Annotated in this window: 1 protein-coding gene; it reads left to right on the forward strand. The window is 77.5% G+C overall.

Translation table 11 applies throughout. From position 1 onward, the window contains the following. Positions 1-1,052 (forward strand): condensation domain-containing protein (locus AB0E96_RS41345; protein WP_359831995.1); only part of this gene is annotated, 1,052 nt, incomplete at both ends.

The following is a 1,052-nucleotide window of genomic DNA, read 5'->3' on the forward strand; positions in this document are numbered from 1 at the left end:
GCTGGACGCCGGGGCGGTGCGCGCCGCGCCGGCCGGCGCCGCCGCCCGACCCCGGAGGGATGCCGAACGGCCCTGCCGGATACCGGAGTTCGTCCTGGCCGAGCTCAACCGGTCTTATCCGCCGGAGGAGTTGCGCGCGGCGCTGCGGACCGTCGTCGCCGAGCAGGGCCCCCGGCACGCCGCCGGGCCCGCGACGGACCTGCTCTGGCAGCGCACGGTGGACGGCCCGGACGGGCTCGACCGGGTCCTGGTGGAGCTGGGACGCAGTCTGGCCGCCGGCCCCCGGCTGCGGGCGGTGCTGGTCGACGGCGCACACGACGGCCCGCGGGCGGGCCCGCGGCGGCTGTTCCTCGGCATCGCCCGCGGCCCGCTCAGCCGCGCCGCCGGTGTGCTCGCCGAGCTGCGCGAGGCACTGGCGCACCCGCCGGAGCCGGTCACCGTACCGACCAGCGCACTCCAGCGGGAACTGCTGCGCCAGGTCATCGGGGAGGCCGAACCCGGCGGCCGGCACGTCGAGCAGCTGTCCTGGAACTGGCACGGGCCGCTGGACACGGAGCGCTTCACCGCCGCCTGGCAGTCCGTCTTCGACCACGAGACGGTGCTCCGCGCGGCCTTCGACTGGGACGAGGACGGCACCGACGACCCCTGGATGGTGCTGCACGAGCACGCCGCCCCCGAGGTGACCAGGCACCGGCACGACGCCACCGACTGGGAGGACCTGCTCGCCGCCGACCGCCGCCGCGGCTTCGACCTGCGCCGCCCCGCCCTGCTGCGCGCCACCCTGATCGACGCCCCGCCGGACGCCGACGAGGGCCCCGCCACCCGGGTGCTGCTCACCTACCACCACGCGATGCTCGACGGCTGGAGCGTGCGGCTGCTGCTCCAGTCCTTCTACCGCGCCTACCTGACCGGCGGCGTACTGCCCGGCGGCGAACGCCGCCCTGACCTGCGCGACCACGCCCGCTGGCTGGCCGGCCGCGACACCGACGCGGCCCGGCAGTTCTGGTCCACCCGGCCCGCCGCCACCGCGGTGCTGCCGCTCGCCCCCGACC

This window comes from Kitasatospora sp. NPDC036755, from assembly GCF_040636595.1.
Classification (GTDB): Bacteria; Actinomycetota; Actinomycetes; order Streptomycetales; family Streptomycetaceae; genus Kitasatospora.